The following is a 15,341-nucleotide window of genomic DNA, read 5'->3' as shown; positions in this document are numbered from 1 at the left end:
AGGGCGCGCGTCGAAGGGGCGCCCTGATCGGACGAGAAGGCGCTCTTCTCCGCCAACTCCCTTGCCCTGCATCATTGTTGTATGTCCATCCTCAAGGAGACGGCGGAGCGGAACAGTACGGCGGGTTCGGTCACGAAGAGCTCGGTCACGGCGGGTCCGGTGCTGACGGTGGACACCGACTCCGTGCCGGCCACGGACCGGTTCGGCTGGTGGAAGGACATGGTGGGCCAGGAGGTCATGCCCCTCACGGTCCGCAGCCCGCATGCGCCCCGCTTCGAGGGACGGGCGGAATCCGTACAACTGCCCGACAGCCAGGTGTCGACCTTCACGTACTCCCCGTTGGCGGCTCGCCGCTCCCCGGCCCAGATCCGCCGCCAGGACCCGGAGTACTACTTCCTGATCCTGGTGTGGAGCGGCAGTTCGATGCGTCTCGACCAGGAGCGCAGCACTGTCTGCCTCGACGCCGGCGACATGGCTCTGTTCTCCACGTCTCGCCCGGTGGCCTGTGAGTTCGTCGACAGGGGCGGACTGTGCCGGACCACGCAGATGCGGCTGCCACGGACCGCTCTTCCGCTGGCGTCAGGGCGCGCGGACCGGTTGTTGGCCGAGCCGTTGGTCACCCGTTCCGGAACCGGCGCCCTGCTGGTCCCGTACCTGACGGGACTGGCCCAGGCCGTCCGCGACTGCGGGCCGGCGGAGGTGGCCAGGATCGGCGCGGTCGGGGTGGACCTGGCCGCCTCCCTCCTGGCCGCGCACCTCGGGGACACGGACAGACTGCCGGTCGAGACGCGACGTGCGACGTTGCTCGCCCGTATCAACGCCTTCATCGAGCACAACCTGGGCGACGCGGAGTTACGCCCGGCGGCCGTGGCGGCCCACCACCACATCTCCGTACGCACCCTCCACCAGCTCTTCCTGACCGAACCGGAGTCGGTGGCGGCGACGATCAGGCGTCGCCGCCTGGAACGCTGCCGAGCCGACCTGACCGCCCCGGTCGCCCCGGGGCTACGACAGCTGCCGATCGGCGAGATCGCGGCGCGCTGGGGCTTCCGCCACCCCGCGGACCTCAGCCGCGCCTTCCGCACCGCCTACGGCGCCTCGCCGAGCGAGGTGAGAGCGGGCGCGCACGACACGGCGGCCGGTGCCGCGCCGGACGCGCCGAACGCACTGGATGCGCTGGATGCGAAGGAAGACCGCGCGCTCCGCTAAAGACCTGAGGGCCGGCGCGGGCGACAGTGGATACACGGCATCCCAGTTGCCTCAGAGTCAGGATGTGCACGCCGCACGGCACAGACCACGCGGCACAGCACCACCGGAGGGGGGCTTGAGGCACTGGGATGCCTCCTTGTGGAACGGGAGCGGGTCGGCGGAACGGGAGCGGGTCGGCGGAACAGGGGCGGGCCGAGGGCGAACCGCCGGAAACCGTTTGCCGAGCTCACCTGGTCCCTGTAATGCATGAGGCATGACCTGGATCATGGCCTCCGAACCCTTCGACTCGCCCGACGCGGCGAGCCTGCGGCGCGAGTACTACGCCGACGTCGCGAGCCGCTACTGGAGGCGGCCGGCGACCTCCGAGGAGACCGACGAGGGGTTGGCCGGAGACGGAGCCGAGTTCCTTGTCCCGCCCACGGGGCAGTTCGTCGTCGGCCGCCACGACGGCGAGGCTGCCGCCTGCGGTGGGGTGGTCATGCTCGACGCGGACCGTGCCGAACTCACCCGGATCTACGTGCGGCCCGACTTCCGCGGCCGCAGGGGCGCGGGCCTCCTGCTCGACGTCCTGGAGAACGAGGCACACCGGCTCGGCGCCCGCCGGATGGTCCTCAACACCCGCCTGGACCTGATCGAGGCCCGCTCGCTGTACGCACGCCACGGCTACGCCGAGATACCTGCGTACTGCACGGGCCCTTATACGGAGATCTGGTACGGCAAGGAGCTCACCGGCCAGGCGCCTGCCTCGGACACCGGCACCGCATAGGACCCGGCGGCTCACCGAAGGCCCGGCCGACACCGGAGCGGGGAAAAAATTGGTGTGCGGGGCCGACGGAACCGGGTAACGTCTTTGTCATGTTCTTCCAGACGCCGATTTACGAGTGAGAGCGTGACGGGCCCCTGCTGACGTCCATCGACGTCGCCGCCCGTCCCCCACCGATGAATCCGTAGATCACTTCACATCATTACCGGGAGAACCCGTGACCGTGAGCAAGAACATCAACAACCCCGTGGGCATGGGCGGCGGCAAGCGCAAGAAGCTGTCCCGCGCCGAACGGCAGAACAACGGCCCGTACCGCAACCTCGACCGCCAGGGAGCCGCCGACCAGAAGGCGGAGCTGGTGCGCAAGATGCGCGAGAAGGTAGGCGCGACCGAGGCTGCCGAGCAGACGGACGACGACACCGCACAGAACTGACGCACCGCCGCCGTAGAGGCGGCACCGCACGGGACAGGGGCCCGGACCGCACGCCGCGGTCCGGGCCCCTGCTGCCGCACCGGGCCCGACCGACCCCGCGCAGCGCGTCTCGGCTGACCACCTGGGGCAGCCGCAGATTCGGCGGCCCCACCACCGCCTGCCGCCACCTTGAGCTGCCCAAGGTGTGCCCATGCTGCCCAAGGACGTACGGCGCGTCACCCTTCCCACCTGGATTACGCGGGATTACGCGGGACTACAGCCCACGACCCCCGCAGCCGCACGACCCTGCCGTCGACGGCGAACGGGGCACCGCAGGGACCGGCTACTGAGGATGCGGCCGGACCCGGCTCCCGGCAGTCGACCCCGACGGTCCGCGGCCTCGCTCTCCTGGACGGCCGGCAAGCGAACCCAGCCGTTCAGGCATCTCCTACGCTGAATCCGGTCGGGCAGTACAAGCGGTTCAGGAGCCTGCCAGGCCCAGGCGTTGCAGCCAGGTTCTGACGTCGCGGTCGGCTTGATCGACTTCTTCGCCTTGGACCGCCAGTCCGTCGGCGAAAGTGGCGCCGCGGCAGGAGGCCGCGTAGTCGCGCGCAGTGGTTCCCAGGCCGCTCATGGCGTGGGTGGTGAAGGGCACGACGGTCTTGCTGGTGAAGTCGAGGCGCTCCGTGAACGTCGTCATGATCATGGGTGCGCGGACGTTCCAGACGGGACTGCCCAACAGCACGGTGCCGTAGCCGTCGAGGTCAGGCAGCTTGCCCTTGATCGCGGGGCGAGCGTCGGCTTCCTGTTCACGGACGTTGCGCTTCACGGTCGCGTCGTAGCTCACCGGATAGGGGTCGACAGGCTCGAACCGGTAGATGTCGCAGTCGACGAGGTAGCGGACAGTGTGGGCCAGGACCTCGGTGTTGCCGACCTTCAAGGTGGTGCGGTCGCCGTAGTAGTAGTTCTCGCCGGGCCGCGAGAAGTACGCCAGCAGCACCTTGCCCCCTCGCCGAGCCGCTCGCGGTCGCGTTCGTCGAGGAGCGTGGCTGGCCGGAGGCCGGCTGGTCGTTGGCGGGTGCGCAGCTGGTGAGGTGGGGGCCGGTCATGGCAGTGACTCCGGTCAGCAATGCGCCGCGCAGGATCGTACGGCGCCGTGCCGATGTGCGGTTCTGCTGGTGCACAGAAGGTCCTTCGCGCAGGTGGTGGACGCAGAAGAGGCGAGCGGTCGCCGACCAAGCGTCGTACGACTCGCCCCGGAGCGTGCGAGCGTCAGGCTTCCAGGCGGCGCCCCGCGAGCCAGGTGACGATCTCGGGGTCGTGGTGGTCGAAGAAGAGGGAGCTGCCGGTGTCGAGGGTGGCGATCTGAGCCATCTGCTCGTCGGTGAGCCGGAAGTCGAACACGTCGATGTTCTCGGCCATGCGCTCGGCGCGTACGGACTTGGGGATGGCGATGACGCCGCGCTGGGTGAGCCAGCGCAGCACGACCTGGGCCACGGACTTGCCGTACTCCTTGCCGATCTCGGCGAGCAGCGGGTTGGTGAACAGGTCGTTCTTGCCTTCGGCGAAGCCGCCCCAGGACTGGATCTGCACCCCGTGCTCGCGCAGGAGGTCCTGGTAGTCGGCGCGCTGGAAGAAGGGGTGGGTCTCGATCTGGTTGACCGCGGGGACGATGTCGTTGTTGACGATCAGGTCGATCAGGCGGTCGGGGTAGAAGTTGGCCACGCCGATCGCCTTCGCGAGGCCCTCGCGGTTGATGTCCTCCATGGCGCGCCACTGACCGTAGACGTCGCCGAAGGGCTGGTGCATCAGTTACAGGTCGAGGTGGTTCAGACCGAGCCTGGTCAGGGACGTCTCGAAGGCGCGCCGGGTGTTGTCCTGGGCGGGGGCGTCCTGGACCCACAGCTTGGTGGTGACGAACAGGTCCTCGCGCGGGATGCCGCTGGACTTGATGGCGCGGCCCACGGCTTCTTCGTTGCCGTAGGCGGCGGCGGTGTCGAGCAGGCGGTAGCCGGCGGCGAGCGCGTCGGAGACGGCACGTTCGGTGTCCTCGGCGGGGATCTGGTAGACGCCGAAGCCGAGGAGCGGCATCTCGACGCCGTTGTTCAAGGTTGTGTACTGCATGAGCGAAGTCCTTTGTGGTGCGGGCGAGTTGAGGGTCAGGGGCGGATGAGGGCCTTGAGGACCTGGCGGTCGGCCATGGCCCGGTACGCGTCCGGCGTGCGGTCGAGCGTGAATTCCTGGTCGAAGACGCGGCCCGGGGCGATCGTCCCGTCCAGGACGTCGGGCAGCAGTTGCTCGATGTAGGCGCGGGCGGGGCTGGCGCCGCCGGTCAGGGTGATGTTCCGCATGAAGACGGCCGGGCCGATCGGGCCCTGCTCGTACTGCGGGACGCCGAGGCGGCTGATGGTGCCGCCGTCCAGGACCGCGCCGAGCGCGGTGTCGAGGGCCTGGCGGGTGCCGACGGCCTCGACGACCTTGCCCACGCCGCCGGTCAGTTCTCGGATGCGGGCGATGCCCTCCTCACCGCGTTCGGCGACCACGTCGGTGGCGCCGAAGTGCCGACCCAGGGTGGTGCGGGCTTCATGGCGTCCGGCGAGCACGATCCTCTCGGCGCCAAGACGCTTCGCGGCGATCACCGCGCACAGGCCGACCGCACCGTCCCCGACGACCAGGACCGCGTCACCGCGGGTGACGCCGGCGGTGACGGCTCCGTGATGGCCGGTCGTCATCACGTCCGACAGCGCCAGCAAGGACGGCACCAGCGTGGAGTCCGCGGCCACCGGCAACTTGACCAGGGTGCCGTCGGCGTAGGGGACGCGGACGGCTTCACCCTGTCCGCCGTCGACACCGTCGAAGCCGTACCGGCCGCCGTTGCGGCAGGAGATGTGCAGGCCCCTGGCGCAGTAGTCGCAGGTGTTGTCGCTGTACGTGAACGGGGCGACGACCAGGTCACCACTTTTGAGGCCGGTCACGTCGGCACCGGTCTCCTCGACGACACCGAGGAACTCGTGCCCCATGGGGCGGCCGGTGTCGGTGGCCGGCATCGAGGCGTACGGCCACAGGTCACTGCCGCACACACACGAGGCGAGCGTGCGGACCACGGCGTCGGCCGACTGGACGATCTTGGGATCGGGCCGGTTCTCGACGCGGACGTCGTCGGCTCCGTACATCACTGCTGCACGCATAAGGGGGCTACTCCAAACGGGGGTGGTGCTGAAGGGCATGCGGGTGTCAGCGTTCGAGCATCTGGGCCTGGGCCTCGGTGTGGGTGGCGCCGGCGGCGGGCGGCAGGCTGGAGAGTTTCTCGAGCTGCTCGGCGCTCAGCACGATGGCGTCGGCGGCGGTGTTCTCCTCGACGCGGGCCGCGCGCTTGGTGCCAGGGATCGGGGCGATGTCGTCGCCCTGGGCGAGCAGCCAGGCCAGGGCCACCTGGCCGGGCGTGGCACCGGCCTCGTCGGCGAGGACCCTGACCTCGTCGGCCAGCGCCAGGTTGTGCTGGAAGTTCTCGCCGGTGAAGCGGGGGTTGTCGCGCCGGAAGTCGTTCTCGTCGAACTGGTCGGTGGAGCGCACCGTGCCGGTCAGGAAGCCGCGGCCCAGTGGGGAGAACGGCACCAGGCCGATGTTCAGCTCCCGCAGCACCGGCAGCACCTGCTCCTCGATGCCGCGGGTGAACAGGGAGTACTCGGACTGCACCGCGGTGACGGGCTGGACGGCGTGGGCGCGGCGGATCGTGTCCGGGCCCGCCTCGGAGAGGCCGAAGGCGCGCACCTTGCCCTCGGCGATCAGTTCGCCGACGGCGCCGGCGGTCTCCTCGATCGGCGTGTTCGGGTCGACGCGGTGCTGGTAGTACAGGTCGATGTGGTCGGTGCCGAGCCGCTGCAGCGAGCCCTCGACAGCGGTGCGGATGTTGGCCGGGCTGGAGTCCAGGTTCCAGGCGCCCTCTCCGCCGTGCGAGACCAGGCCGAACTTGGTGGCCAGCACCACCTGGTCCCGGCGCCCCCTGAGCGCCTTCCCCAGCAGCTCCTCGTTGGTGTAGGGGCCGTAGATCTCGGCGGTGTCGATGAGAGTGACGCCCAGCTCCAGGGCCCGGTGTACGGCCCGGATCGATTCCGCGTCGTCGGTGCCGGAGCCGGTGTAGCCGTGGGACATGCCCATCGCGCCCAGCCCGATCCTGGAAACCCTCAGGTCACGCAGCTTGATGTACCGCATCTCGCCCTCTTTCCATCCGTGGCGAACCCGGCCCCCTCACTCTCACCCGGCCCAGCAGAACCTGCCTGGGATGACGAGGAAGAGATCGGGATACCGGCGTCTTGCTCCTTCACCTTCGCCCGGATTGCGCCCATGTGGCAGGGCGGGCTCTTCAGGGGTAATGACAGGGCCCCTCTCGCCCCTGCGGGCCCGGTGCCCATCGGGTGAGACTGGGGCCATGGCTGCGACGAGCGCGCACAGCGAGGGCGCGGAACTGGGCCGCTACCTGCGCGCCCGCCGCACCCAGACCAGCCCCGGGCACGTCGGCCTCACCGTCGGCGCCGGCATCCGCCGCACCCCCGGCCTGCGCCGCGAGGAGCTGGCCACTCTGGCCGGCATCAGCATCGACTACTACGTGCGCCTGGAACGCGGCAAGGAGACCCGCCCCAGCCCCGCCGTCCTAGACTCACTCGCCCGCGCCCTGCACATGGACGAACAGGAACACCAGCACCTGCGCGAGCTCGCCGCCCGCGCCGCCCGCTACGTCTCCGACCCTCCGCCCGCGCCCAGCCGCACCGTGCGCCCCCACCTCAAGCTGCTCCTTGAGTCACTGCGCCCGAACCCCGCGTACGTCATCAGCCGCAGCATGGACATGCTGGCCTGCAACCCCGGCGGGCTGGCCCTGTACGCGGGCCTGGACGACTGGCCCATCAAGCACCGCAACCTCGCCCGCTACCTCTTTCTGCACCCCGCCGCCCGCGATCTCTTCCCCGACTGGGACCGGCAGATCACCGCATGCGTCGCCCGCCTGCGCGCCATCGCCGGCACCGCCCCCGACGCCCCCGACCTCACCAACCTGGTCGGCGAGCTGCTTTTGAAAAGCCCGGACTTCGCGGGCCTGTGGGAGCGCTACGAGGTGACCGGACGCAAGCCCGCCCACAAGACGTTCCAGCACCCGCAGGTCGGAACCCTCACCCTCACCTCGCAGTCCCTGCACGTCGAAGGCACCCCCGGCCAGCGCATCGGCGTCTACACCGCCGAACCCGGCAGCCCCGACCACGACGCCCTGCTCCTGCTCGACATGACCGCGCCCCGGCCCGCCCAACGTCCTGCCCCTGCCCCCAAAGGCGAGGGTCAACGGCCATAGGCAGTTGCGTCCCATTCGCATCCTCGGGCGGCTGGGTTGGTTGTCAAACGCCTCGATTGGACGACAAAGGACGCGGCCTGAGAAACGAACGTGAGCATGCCGCCGAGGCCGGCGCCGGGAGGGCGGGCCTCGGTGGCATCACGGTGTCGAGCCCGGTCGGGACGCCGACTGCCCGTCCGCTCACGCCAACGGCCTCGGACGAGGAGCCCGAGGCCGAATAGGAGCCCCCGACAGGATTCGAACCTGCGACACCCGCTTCAGGAGTTTTCCCTATTTGGGGCTGTGACCTGCGGAAACGTCTATTGATAGCTGTTTGACCTGGGAAAGTTCTCCTCGGCAGTTCTCACGTGTTCACCAGGCTTCCCGGCCTCATGTGGGCCGAATCCGTTCTGGGTCGGCCGGAGGCAGCGACCTTTTCGGGCGGGTCGAGGTGGCGGCGCGGTCTGAGGTGGTGCGGCTCCGAAGTCAGTGGCGGCTTGCGACATGCATTCCGAGGTATATACCGTTGATTGCATGACGGACGGCGCGGTAGGAGATCGAGATCGATCCCGAGGTACGGGATTGGCTGGAGCTGCTTCCGTTCCGCTTCTACCGGCGGGTCGAGGACAAGACGGACCGGCTGCTGGACGAGCCGACGACCCTCGGCGAGCCGTACTCGCGGCACCTGGGTGGCAAGCTACGTGAGCTCCGCTTCGAGTTGGACGGCGAAGCCGTACGCATCCCGTACTGGCTCGCACCAGGACAACGGATCGTGCTGCTGACGGTCTTCCGTAAGACGAGGATGCGCGAGGCGGCAGAAGTCGAGCGTGCGCATCAGGCCCAGAAGGTCTGCGAGGCCGAACATGACCACGCCCAGCACACGTACGAGCGGCGCAAGGAGAGCTGATGGATCACAGCACGTGGAGGACGCGCCGGATCCGGCAGCTCGCGGGTGAGGCGGTGGAGTACGACCAGGACTACGTCGACGCGCGGCTGGCCGGCGATCTCGGGCAGGCGGTCTACAACCGTCGAATCGAACTCGACCTGTCCCAGGCGGAGCTGGCGGAGCGGGCCGGGATGACGCAGCCCCAGGTCTCCCGGATGGAGGGCGGTGACACCGTGCCGACGCTCCCGCTGCTGCGGCGCTTGGCCAAGGCCCTGGAGGGCACGCTGAACCTGACCATCGACGAAGGCGACTCGCATGTCACCTTCACCCCGCACGCCGCCTGAGCCTCTGGCAAGCGGGCCGTCGGCCATGGATCCTGAAGGGCGCCCACGAAAGTCCGTGGGCGCCCTTCTGTCTGTGCCCCGGGCAGGATTCGAACCTGCGACACCCGCTTTAGGAGTTCGATCCGGGCGCGATCCGACTGCGGCCCTCGACCGGTGTGGGGGCCGGACAGAGACGCTGATGTGCGCCGCCGTCCGCCGTTGTTGATGTCAACTGTGGATGTCAGAGCCTTTCTGATCCGTAGCTCTAGACAGACCGGTCAAGCACGGTCATACAGGCTGCGATTCGGGTCTACAAGGACACTACGAGACAGGCACGGTTGGTGGGGTTGCTGTACTGCGGTGCTGTACTGCAACCGACTGCGAAGAGGGCCGCAACGGCGACGGCATCAACGTAGGTGCTGACCGCTTCTGAAACCGGTGGCGATGCCATCATCAGCACGAGGATGATCACGACCACCCACGGGTACCGAGGCCGGTTTGACAGATGCCTCGGGGTTGGGTCCAGACTCAACGTAGAACCTCCGGGTTCATTGCCCATCACGCAGCCCTTGCTTCTAGGTCGGAGCCGCGTGATGGGCTTCTGACTGTTACGAGCATGGTGCCTTGTGAGTGAACCCAAAGGGACGACTTCAGGCGCTGGGAACGCCGTTCGCGAAGACCCTACTTTCCATTACGCACGCAATAGAAAAACAGGCCAGAGAATCTGCCCTGATCAGGGCGCTATAAGCGTGACATGCGGGGGTCGCTGGCACGTGTCTCCGCAGCTAGGGGTGGATATACTAGGGGTACATTAACTAGCGCTGACTAGCCGGAACTAGCGCAAGAGAGCGCGAAATTGTGGCTGAAAATCGCTCTTCCCGCGTGCTGATTGAAGAGTTCGATCCAAGGCCGGGACGCGTCCACGGATCTATACCCACCACTCACCCGTGCTTCCATCCCGTCCGCCGTCGACCCACACACCGTGGAGCAGGCGTGGTTCAGGGGCGTCAAGGTGGAGCGCGCCACTGTACGAACGACCTTGACGCCCCTGGGCCGCGTCTGCTCGGCTCTGCCTGGGTCGGCGGTGGACGGGATGGAAGCTCTCCACGCGCGCCCCCACTCGGCCGGCACCCGCAAGCGGCGCCCCCACCATCCCGGAGCCGGAGCGCCCCCGCCGGAGGCACTGCTTTGACCGCGACCGCACGTGCACGGTGATTGCCACTCATCGGGCCGGCTTGCGGCTCCCCTTCCGTCACGGCGGGCTGTGGTACTTCGAGGCGGTCCAGACCGTGGCGAGTTGACCGTCATCAAGCACGGCTTCCTGGCAGATCAGCCGATCGACCCTAAAGGGGACCCGATGGAGACCATCCCGGCTGAGGAACTCCAGCGCGCGGACTCAGCGAGCAGGCTGAATAACCACTTTAGGAGAGAGGCTGGGTGATCTCGGGCCTGAGCTGCGTCTTCGTCGGCCGGGGAAGCGGGCAGCTACTCGACCGCAGGACACCAGCGTTGACCGTGACTGCCCCCTGCATCTGGCACGGTTGTGGCACGAACCTCAACCGACGACAGTCAGCCACAACGGCGGGCGCGCCGATCGACCAGGCGCGCGTGTGTCTCGCTGTACCCCCGCCTGTCTCAGCCACGCTACCGGCTTGCGCCGTCGACCAGACCAACCCGCTACGGTCGGCACCGTCACCACGGAGCGTGAGCTATCAGCTTGGGAAGTTCAGATGGATTTGGGGGTGGCGCTGACCTGCACGTGCGTGGTGTTGATGCATGCCTGAATGCCAAGTTGGTGCCCACTCGGTGCTCCTCGCACGACCTGGCAAGGTTCTGGCACGCTCGACGCAGCGCTCAGCGTGCTTGGCCGACGTACTGGTGTCTGCTGTTCCTAGCCGGTCCCTGCACGGTCGGCCACATGTTTGCCGCGGTACCCGTGCCTCCTGGACGCTGGTGCCGATCGCTCGCCGCCACCGATGGACGAGTTAACGAAACTCAGAGAGAATCCGGCAGACCTGCCCTACTCTTTAACCGTGAAGGATGCGCTAGGTTGCGCAGGCACTCCCTTAGCTAGGAGACTCCGATATGCCGGCTCCCCAAACCAATGCCCGCACTCTGCTCATGCGGATCTTTGAAAGCTGGCATCAGGAAAATGTACCGCGATCTTCGGGAGATACGGCGTTCGAGATCTTCGCCTCCGAGCTGTCCCTGCGGCCTTATGGGCTCGGCCTGGAGAATATTCAGGACGGAATTGTGGGTTCCGGTCAAGATGGTGGAATCGACTCGATCTTCACCTTCTGGGATGACAATCTCTTGGATGAAGATTCTGACCTTTTCTCAGAGCATCGCCGACCGAGTGACTTCTCGCAAGAGCGACTCCTTGAACTGTGGGTTATTCAAGCCAAACGCAGTGCATCTTTCGAAGAAGCTGCGCTTGATAAGCTGGAAAATACCCTTCGACGAATCCTGGATCTGAATCAAGATCTTGAAGAGCTGCAAGGGCTTTATAACGAGAGCCTGCTATCTCGGGTGGATCTGTTCCGGCGGGCTTGGGAGAAACTTCTCGTTCGCAGGCCCAAGATTTCCGTTAATGTTGTGTATGCCACGCCGGGAGATGTGCAGGGAGTTGCTCCACAGGTTCTGGTAAAGCAGGGCATGCTTCGTCAAGCACTGCTCGATCTTTTTCCGCCGGGGGCAGCTGTACAGTGCGACTTGCTTGGGGATCGTGAGCTTCTCGCACGTTACAATGAGAAGCCTTCTTACGCTCTACCGATGAAGTTTCAGGAAAACGCCACTAGTGGCAACTCGCACGTAGCCCTAGTGCGTCTGGCCGACTACTTCGACTTGATCACGGACGAACACGGCAAGCTACGCCGGTACTTGTTTGATTGGAACGTGAGGGATTATCAGGGGCCCGTTACCGTAAATCAAGAAATTCGACGAACGCTTGAGAATCCTGACAGTCCTGAGTTTTGGTGGCTGAATAACGGGGTCACTATCATTTGTAGCGATGCGACCACCGGGGGGAAGACCTATACCCTGACAGACATTCAGATTGTAAATGGCTTGCAGACGAGTCACACCATCTACGAGGTTTTAAGAGGGAACGGGGAAGCTCCGATCGGAGATCGTATGCTCCTGGTCCGCATCATCTCTACCACCGACCGAAAGACGCGCGATCAGGTAATTAGGGCTACCAACAGGCAGACCCCTGTCAATGACGCCTCGCTTCGGGCCACCGATGAGATTCAGCGAAATATCGAAGATTACTTCCTCGTTAACGGCTGGTATTACGACCGCCGTAAGAACTTCTACAAGAATGAAGGTAAGGATCCAGCAAAAATCATTGGAATCCCTTTGCTGGGGCAAGCTTTGACGGCTGTAGGGTTGTGTCGACCCGACAAGGCGCGGGGAAAGCCCTCTTCGCTACTGAAGAATGATGACGATTATCTGCAGGTATTCAATCCGAAGGTTGACCTCAGTGTGTTTCTCTGGGCAGCTCAGACGCAGCGAAAGTTGGATGTATTCCTGCACTCAGAGCTTGCGAATGCCACTCAAGGTGAGCGAAACAATCTGAAATTTCACCTGTCGATGTTGGTAGCGGTTGAACTTGCGGGTGGCCGGATTCATGATCCTCAACAGTTGAAGCGCGTGGTAGGTGCTGATGTAGAGCTCGACCCGGCATTTCTCGAGAGTCGCCTTGATGTTTTGAAAGGACTGACCGCGTCCTACTTGCAGAGCGGCAACACGACGCTCGAAAAAGCGGCAAAGAGTCAACAGTTCACGAACTTCATTCTGGGTCGCCTCGGTATCTGAATGCAGCGGGATTCGCCCAGGTCGGTGGAGCGGCGTTCGGGTGGCGCTACTTTGGCGCGAGTGATCATGGCCCCGTAAGCTTGCGGTGCTCGGGCGGTATGTGGACCTGCCCGGTAAAGCACGACGTTGAGGTCATGATCTTCGAGACTTGCGCCGAAGTGGCTGCGAAAAGCCGCGGAGCCGACTGCCCCAGCCACGATGTGCCCCTTCTCCAGCATCAGGCGGCTGCATGCTGTGCGCGCGGGTCGGGCTGGAGCGGGGCGGAGACAGGAGCGCAGGCCCGGCCGGGTGCCGGGCCGCGCGCGGTGAGCGGAGCGAGCCGCCTTGAACCAGTAGAGAAAGTTGTAACTCAGTCGGACTGCTGGGGCTGGAAGTCGTATGCGCAGGCTGGCAGTTCGATGCCCTGTCGGTGTGCAAGCGGTAGGAAGAGGACTGGCCGGATCGTCCAGGTGATGCGGGTGTGGGCGTGGGTTACTGAGACTGTGCAGGGCTCGTTGCGTAGGAGGGCTTGCCGGGTCTGGGCGCGTCCCTCGTACAGCCACCTCCAAGCTCCGTCGGATGCGTCGGCGTCCAGTGCTGGTGAGATGGTGCGGAGCGCCACCGCTACCCATCTGTCGGCCTGCGGTGCCAAGTGCGCGTCGAAGGACGCCCGGAGTTCAGGCGTCGCTCCCTCGTCGGCGATGTCCTGTGTCCAGCACTCGCACCAGTAGCCCCACTGAGGTTCGCCCGTCAGCATGGATGGCCTCCCCGGCGGGCCCCGGTGAAGAGTTCCGCGGTGACCGTGTGGCCGCCGTCGCTGTCGTGGACCACAACCCGGTGGGCGATCGTGTTGACCATGCTCAGGCCCCGGCCGTGTTCCGCCTCCTGGTCCTGGTGCTCGACCTTCGGGGCTTGGCCGGTGCCCCCGTCATCCGTGACCGACAGGGCGACCATCTGCGGTGCGACTGCGAGGGCCAGATGGAAGCTGCCCGACTGCCGGCCGCTGGCGGTATGCAGGATCGCGTTCGCGCTCAGTTCGCTCACGATCAGTTCGGCGTCCTCGGCCAGGGGCGAGTCTCTGAGGATGTCCCGGGTCCAGCGGCGGGCCCTGCTGACCTCTTCCGGGAAACCTGGGCAAGTGAGTCCCCAGACCCGCGCGGTGCTCGTATACTCGTGCATACAAGTTCCTTTATGCTGGTAGGCCGCCATGTGCAGCGGGTTCGGGCTAGACGAGTTTCACGCCGTCGTGTGCGCGGACGGCTGGTGGAGACAACGCGTCCAGAGCGTCCAGGACACGGATCGCGTACGCCTCGTCGGCAAGGTCGGTGACTTCTTCGCGGGTGGCCCACCGCAGTGCGCGGGTCTCGTCCCCGGTTGTGGGCGTGCCGTCGGCGGCCTCGCAGCGGAAGACCAGGGAGACGATCAGGCCCGTCATGTTCTTGTAGACGCCGGTGAGGGTGGCGGGAAGCGCGATCTTGATGCCGGTCTCTTCGAGGACTTCCCGTTGAAGCGCCTCGGGGAGGGTTTCCTCCCGCTCGACTATGCCGCCCGGTGGTTCCCAGTGGCCGTTGTCGCGACGCTTGATCAAAAGGGCCCGGCCCTGGTCGTCGACGATGACTCCGGCAACGCTCACGGAGTGCGGACGGTCAGTGGTCACGTTCCTCGGCCCTCTCGGATGGCTAGGCTCTCAACCGTAGCAACAACACTCGCCCACTCGTCTAGATACCTAAAGGAGTACTCGTGACCTCTCTCCCGTCCCTGCTCGGCGGCCTGGACCCCACGAGCGATCGTGCGGTCTTCCGGCAGATCGCCGACCAGCTGCGCGAGGCCATCGACCGTGGGCGCTTCAAGGAAGGCGAGAAGCTCCCTTCGGAAGCAGAGCTAGTTGACCACTACGGCGTGTCCCGGATGACCGTCCGCAACTCCTTCTCCGTCCTCCAGGGCGAGGGCCTGGTGCACGCAGAGCACGGGAAGGGCGTGTTCGTCAGGCCGCGACCACCCGTGCGGCGACTCGCCTCCGACCGGTTCGCCCGGCGTCACCGCGAGCAGGGAAAGTCCGCGTTCATCGTCGAAGCGGACGCCGCCGGCAGTCACCCAAAAGTGGACAGCCTGGAGGTCAAGGAAGAGAAGGCCACGCAAGACATCTCTGCCCGCCTCGGGTCGGTGCGGCGTGTGCTTGCCCGGCGGCGCCGGTATCTGCTCGACGGCCGTCCGGTCGAGTTCGCCACCTCCTACCTCCCCCTCGACATCGCCCGCGGTACCCAGATCGCCGAACCCAACCCTGGCCCCGGCGGTATCTACGCCCGTCTTGAGGAACTGGGCCACCACCTCGACCACTTCGAAGAGGAGATCCGGGCCCGGATGCCCTCGCCGACCGAGGTCAAGACGCTGCACCTTGCCTCCGGCGTCCCGGTGATCCACCTGATCCGCACCGCGTACGACACCGAGAAGCGGCCCGTGGAGGTCTGCGACACCGTCATGGCGGCAGACGCATACGTGTTGTCGTACCAGCTTCCGGCGACGTAACCGGCGGTGCGCGAGGCCATTTCTTCGGACTCGTACACACCGACACGCATACTCGTATAGACGAGTGGGCAAGCTGTGTGTCAGAGTGGCCACCGTTCCCGGATCCATCG

At 66.2% G+C, this 15,341-nt stretch carries 14 protein-coding genes and 1 pseudogene; 8 read left to right on the top strand and 7 right to left on the bottom strand.

The features are described from left to right. Positions 1-81 precede the first annotated feature (81 nt). From ACLVWQ_RS37470 to ACLVWQ_RS37460, 3 genes are all read left to right on the top strand, one after another. Positions 82-1,209: a helix-turn-helix domain-containing protein gene (locus ACLVWQ_RS37470; protein ID WP_414113760.1), complete on the top strand. Its 1,128-nt coding sequence runs from the start codon at positions 82-84 to the stop codon at positions 1,207-1,209. 253 nt (positions 1,210-1,462) lie between these two features. Beyond that, entirely contained in the window at positions 1,463-1,975 is a 513-nt protein-coding gene (locus ACLVWQ_RS37465) for a GNAT family N-acetyltransferase (RefSeq protein WP_414113759.1), read from the top strand. 214 nt (positions 1,976-2,189) lie between these two features. Then, positions 2,190-2,405, top strand: coding sequence for a DUF6243 family protein (locus ACLVWQ_RS37460; protein ID WP_414113758.1), 216 nt, complete (start codon positions 2,190-2,192; stop codon positions 2,403-2,405). A 460-nt stretch (positions 2,406-2,865) separates the two neighbouring features. On the opposite strand, the gene ACLVWQ_RS37455 is transcribed toward ACLVWQ_RS37460, so the two are convergent. The 4 genes and pseudogenes from ACLVWQ_RS37455 to ACLVWQ_RS37440 form a co-directional block, all read right to left on the bottom strand. After that, positions 2,866-3,384, bottom strand: coding sequence for a flavodoxin (locus ACLVWQ_RS37455; RefSeq protein WP_414113757.1), 519 nt, complete (start codon positions 3,382-3,384; stop codon positions 2,866-2,868). A 272-nt stretch (positions 3,385-3,656) separates the two neighbouring features. Then, positions 3,657-4,508: pseudogene (locus tag ACLVWQ_RS37450) on the bottom strand (aldo/keto reductase). A 35-nt stretch (positions 4,509-4,543) separates the two neighbouring features. Next, positions 4,544-5,572 carry a zinc-binding dehydrogenase gene (locus ACLVWQ_RS37445; protein ID WP_414113756.1) on the bottom strand — a complete coding sequence of 343 codons (1,029 nt, stop codon included), beginning with the start codon at positions 5,570-5,572 and terminating at the stop codon, positions 4,544-4,546. Between the two features lie 46 nt (positions 5,573-5,618). After that, a complete protein-coding gene (locus tag ACLVWQ_RS37440) occupies positions 5,619-6,596 on the bottom strand; it encodes an aldo/keto reductase (RefSeq protein WP_414113755.1) in 978 nt (325 codons plus the stop codon). A gap of 217 nt (positions 6,597-6,813) precedes the next feature. Between ACLVWQ_RS37440 and ACLVWQ_RS37435 the strand changes: the two genes are divergently transcribed. From ACLVWQ_RS37435 to ACLVWQ_RS37420, 4 genes are all read left to right on the top strand, one after another. Further along, on the top strand, positions 6,814-7,722 hold the full coding sequence (locus ACLVWQ_RS37435; RefSeq protein WP_414113754.1) for a helix-turn-helix transcriptional regulator: 909 nt from the start codon (positions 6,814-6,816) through the stop codon (positions 7,720-7,722). A 535-nt stretch (positions 7,723-8,257) separates the two neighbouring features. Further along, complete coding sequence (locus tag ACLVWQ_RS37430; RefSeq protein ID WP_414113801.1) at positions 8,258-8,608, top strand: type II toxin-antitoxin system RelE/ParE family toxin; 351 nt, start codon at positions 8,258-8,260, stop codon at positions 8,606-8,608. Continuing rightward, positions 8,608-8,931: a helix-turn-helix domain-containing protein gene (locus ACLVWQ_RS37425; protein WP_414113753.1), complete on the top strand. Its 324-nt coding sequence runs from the start codon at positions 8,608-8,610 to the stop codon at positions 8,929-8,931. Before ACLVWQ_RS37430 ends, ACLVWQ_RS37425 begins: the two co-directional genes overlap by 1 nt. A 2,064-nt stretch (positions 8,932-10,995) precedes the next feature. Further along, positions 10,996-12,726 carry an AIPR family protein gene (locus tag ACLVWQ_RS37420; RefSeq protein ID WP_414113752.1) on the top strand — a complete coding sequence of 577 codons (1,731 nt, stop codon included), beginning with the start codon at positions 10,996-10,998 and terminating at the stop codon, positions 12,724-12,726. A gap of 349 nt (positions 12,727-13,075) precedes the next feature. Here ACLVWQ_RS37420 and ACLVWQ_RS37415 read toward each other — a convergent pair whose 3' ends face one another. From ACLVWQ_RS37415 to ACLVWQ_RS37405, 3 genes are read right to left on the bottom strand one after another with little or no spacing between them, the layout of a single operon-like run. After that, entirely contained in the window at positions 13,076-13,462 is a 387-nt protein-coding gene (locus tag ACLVWQ_RS37415; protein ID WP_414113751.1) for a hypothetical protein, read from the bottom strand. Continuing rightward, positions 13,456-13,884: an ATP-binding protein gene (locus ACLVWQ_RS37410; protein ID WP_414113750.1), complete on the bottom strand. Its 429-nt coding sequence runs from the start codon at positions 13,882-13,884 to the stop codon at positions 13,456-13,458. The genes ACLVWQ_RS37415 and ACLVWQ_RS37410 overlap by 7 nt, the downstream gene beginning before the upstream one ends. Positions 13,885-13,930: 46 nt before the next feature. Then, complete coding sequence (locus ACLVWQ_RS37405) at positions 13,931-14,338, bottom strand: NUDIX hydrolase (RefSeq protein WP_328499280.1); 408 nt, start codon at positions 14,336-14,338, stop codon at positions 13,931-13,933. Between the two features lie 107 nt (positions 14,339-14,445). On the opposite strand from ACLVWQ_RS37405, the gene ACLVWQ_RS37400 reads away from it, so the two are divergent. Continuing rightward, positions 14,446-15,231, top strand: a complete 786-nt coding sequence (locus tag ACLVWQ_RS37400) for a GntR family transcriptional regulator (protein WP_414113749.1) — start codon at positions 14,446-14,448, stop codon at positions 15,229-15,231. The last annotated feature ends 110 nt before the right edge of the window (positions 15,232-15,341 follow it).

This window comes from Streptomyces sp. CWNU-52B, from assembly GCF_047444975.1.
GTDB lineage: Bacteria > Actinomycetota > Actinomycetes > Streptomycetales > Streptomycetaceae > Streptomyces.
This window is presented reverse-complemented; position numbering and strand designations above follow the sequence as displayed.

Excerpts from the sequence above, each read along its gene's own strand:
- ACLVWQ_RS37470 (WP_414113760.1), top strand. The coding sequence starts at position 82 with ATGTCCATCCTCAAGGAGACGGCGGAGCGGAACAGTACGGCGGGTTCG.
- ACLVWQ_RS37465 (WP_414113759.1), top strand. The coding sequence starts at position 1,463 with ATGACCTGGATCATGGCCTCCGAACCCTTCGACTCGCCCGACGCGGCG.
- ACLVWQ_RS37445 (WP_414113756.1), bottom strand. The coding sequence starts at position 5,572 with ATGCGTGCAGCAGTGATGTACGGAGCCGACGACGTCCGCGTCGAGAAC.
- ACLVWQ_RS37440 (WP_414113755.1), bottom strand. The coding sequence starts at position 6,596 with ATGCGGTACATCAAGCTGCGTGACCTGAGGGTTTCCAGGATCGGGCTG.
- ACLVWQ_RS37435 (WP_414113754.1), top strand. The coding sequence starts at position 6,814 with ATGGCTGCGACGAGCGCGCACAGCGAGGGCGCGGAACTGGGCCGCTAC.
- ACLVWQ_RS37425 (WP_414113753.1), top strand. The coding sequence starts at position 8,608 with ATGGATCACAGCACGTGGAGGACGCGCCGGATCCGGCAGCTCGCGGGT.
- ACLVWQ_RS37420 (WP_414113752.1), top strand. The coding sequence starts at position 10,996 with ATGCCGGCTCCCCAAACCAATGCCCGCACTCTGCTCATGCGGATCTTT.
- ACLVWQ_RS37415 (WP_414113751.1), bottom strand. The coding sequence starts at position 13,462 with ATGCTGACGGGCGAACCTCAGTGGGGCTACTGGTGCGAGTGCTGGACA.
- ACLVWQ_RS37410 (WP_414113750.1), bottom strand. The coding sequence starts at position 13,884 with ATGCACGAGTATACGAGCACCGCGCGGGTCTGGGGACTCACTTGCCCA.